The sequence below is a fragment of the Azoarcus taiwanensis genome, assembly GCF_012910885.1.
Taxonomy (GTDB): Bacteria; Pseudomonadota; Gammaproteobacteria; order Burkholderiales; family Rhodocyclaceae; genus Azoarcus_F; species Azoarcus_F taiwanensis.
On the sequence record NZ_WTVM01000228.1, the window covers coordinates 1 to 2,664 of the forward strand.

At 66.3% G+C, this 2,664-nt stretch carries 2 protein-coding genes; both read left to right on the plus strand.

Annotated features, from left to right (window positions below; all coding sequences use genetic code 11):
• Positions 1 to 370 precede the first annotated feature (370 nt).
• The gene (locus tag GPA21_RS19755; protein WP_168989779.1) at positions 371 to 1,549 is read left to right on the plus strand and encodes a CaiB/BaiF CoA transferase family protein; all 1,179 of its coding nucleotides are present in this window, start codon (positions 371 to 373) and stop codon (positions 1,547 to 1,549) included.
• Between the two features lie 15 nt (positions 1,550 to 1,564).
• On the plus strand, positions 1,565 to 2,425 hold the full coding sequence (locus GPA21_RS19760) for an HTD2 family dehydratase (RefSeq protein ID WP_168989780.1): 861 nt from the start codon (positions 1,565 to 1,567) through the stop codon (positions 2,423 to 2,425).
• Positions 2,426 to 2,664: the final 239 nt, after the last annotated feature.

The following is a 2,664-nucleotide window of genomic DNA, read 5'->3' on the forward strand; positions in this document are numbered from 1 at the left end:
TCTTGCTGGAATTAGCGAAGGAAACATGCACCAGCAGTAGGTGAAGCATCAACCAGATAATCCGATGAGATGCCGGTCTGTCTCACTCTCATGCAAAGGTAAGATCAACCATTTAATCCGCTTACCCTGGAGAAGTCGTACTCTTCGCGCATGGTGGGGTGAGAATTGGCTGAGTGCGTATCTGCACAGTAGTGAAGCTGCAGGTCGAAAGCAATCCCGGCCGCGGGTAGGTCCTTTGAAGATTGGCACCTTCGGCCCCGCTTGAGCCCCCCTCAAGCGATTAATGATTGTCCCCCGCCGCCCGCTGCGGCACCCTGTCCAATCCATAGGTGAAGGCCCCGGCAGCGGGGCGGAGACAGAGGGACCGAACATGACCAGACCCCTGGACGGCATCACCGTGCTGGCCTTCGAGCATGCGGTGGCCGCGCCTTTGTGCACCCGGCATCTCGCGGATCAGGGCGCGCGAGTGATCAAGATCGAACGGCCGGGCGTGGGCGACTTTGCGCGGGGTTACGACAAGCGGGTGAAGGGCTTGTCGTCGTACTTCGTGTGGACCAACCGCTCCAAGGAAAGCCTCACCCTCGACCTCAAGCACCCCGGCGCGCGCGAAGTGCTCGAACGCCTGCTGGAGAAGACCGACGTGGTGGTGCAGAACCTCGCGCCGGGCGCAGCGGCACGACTGGGTTTGTCGATCGAGGCGCTGCGGCCGCGCCACCCGCGCATCATCGTGTGCGACATCTCGGGTTACGGCGGCGACGGGCCGTATCGCGACAAGAAGGCCTACGACCTCATGGTGCAGGCCGAGGCCGGCTTGCTGTCGGTGACCGGCACCGCCGACGCGATGGCACGCGCCGGTTTCTCGGCGGCCGACACCTCTGCCGGCATGTACGCGTATTCAAGCATTCTCGCCGCGCTCCTGCTGCGCGAGCGCACCGGCGAGGGTTCGCACATCGACCTCTCGATGCTCGAGTCGCTGACCGAGTGGATGGGCAACCCCATGTACTACACCTACGGCGGCGCCCAGCCGGCTCCGCGCACCGGCGCCTTCCACCCCAGTGTGGTGCCCTACGGCCCCTTCGAGGCCGGTGACGGCGTGGTGATGATGGGGCTGCAGAACGAGCGCGAATGGGCGACCTTCTGCCGCGAGGTGCTGCAGATGCCCGAGGTGGCGACCGATGCGCGCTTTATCGACAACACCTCGCGCACCGAAAACCGTGCTGCGCTGGAAGAGATCATCGTCGGCGTGTTCCGGCAGCTTGGCTCGAAAGGCGCGCAGCAGCGCCTGGAGGCGGCCGGGCTGGCGACCGCGTCGGTGAATACTCCGGCGGACCTGTGGCAGCACCCGCAACTCGAGCATCGCCAGCGATGGACCGAGATCGGCTCACCCGCCGGGGCGATTCCCGCCCTGTTGCCACCGGGCAGCAACGACCGCTTCGCCCCGCGCATGGACGCGGTGCCCGCCCTGGGTGAACACACCGACACCATTCTCGGCGAGCTCGGCTTTGCCGCTGACGACATTGCCGGCCTGCGCAGCGCGGGCGCCATCTGACAGGACGTTTCAGCCATGAAAGCGAACATCAACGAATTGCAGCAGTGGATCGGCCGCAGCGAAGAGGCGACCGACCACATCGTGCCGGTGCCGGTGGTGGCCATGGCGGCCACGCTCGACCGCGAGACTGCACCCTCCGAGGCCGGCACCGTGCTGCCGCCGCTGTGGCACTGGTTGTATTTCCTGCCGGTGCATCGTCATTCGGACCTCGGCCACGACGGCCACGCCCGGCGCGGTGGATTCCTGCCGCCGGTGCCGTTGCCGCGCCGAATGTGGGCCGGCAGCCGCTTCGAATTCCACCAGCCGCTGTGCGTGGGCGACACCGTGCAGCGCAGCTCGCGCATCGAGGACGTGACCGCCAAGAGCGGGCGCAGCGGCGAGCTGGTGTTCGTCAAGGTGCGCCACCACTACTCCACCGAACGTGGGCTGGTCATCGTCGAGGACCACGACATCGTCTATCGGGAGGAGCCCAGCGCGGACGCGCCCAAGCCGGTGCCACCAAAGGCCCCCACCGATGCCGCCTGGGAAGTGGAGCTGCACCCGGACGAAGTGCTGCTGTTCCGCTACTCGGCGCTCACCTTCAACGGCCACCGTATCCACTACGACTGGCCCTACGTGACCCAGGTCGAGGGCTATCCCGGCCTGGTGGTGCACGGCCCGCTGATCGCCACCCTGCTGCTCGAGCACATGCAGCGCCAGCTGCCTGGTGTGACCCTGGCCGGTTACCAGTTCCGCGCGGTGAGCCCGGTGTTCAACACCGAACCCTTTTTCGTCTGCGGCCGGCCGGAGGCCGACGGCAAGACCGTGAAGCTCTGGGCGCGTGGTGCCGATGGCGCCCTGCGCATGGAAGCCACTGCGACCCTGGCGGGCGGTTGAGCCGATGCAGGCGCACTTTCGCGGCTCACGCCGCTCCCACAGGTAGTGGAGGCCTCTGCGAGAGGGGTAGGAGCGGCGTAAGCCGCGAACCGAGCACGCACCACCCGCAAGCGAACCCCTCCGCAATCAATCCACCCCGCCACCGAATCACCCCAAACGACACCACCACCTGTGGGAGCGGCGTAAGCCGCGAACAGAGCGCCCATCAAAGAAACGAGCGTCCCCCAACGAACAAAGCG

Bases quoted from the DNA above. Each gene is read 5' to 3' on its own strand.
- GPA21_RS19760 (WP_168989780.1), top strand. From the start codon at position 1,565: ATGAAAGCGAACATCAACGAATTGCAGCAGTGGATCGGCCGCAGCGAA.
- GPA21_RS19755 (WP_168989779.1), top strand. From the start codon at position 371: ATGACCAGACCCCTGGACGGCATCACCGTGCTGGCCTTCGAGCATGCG.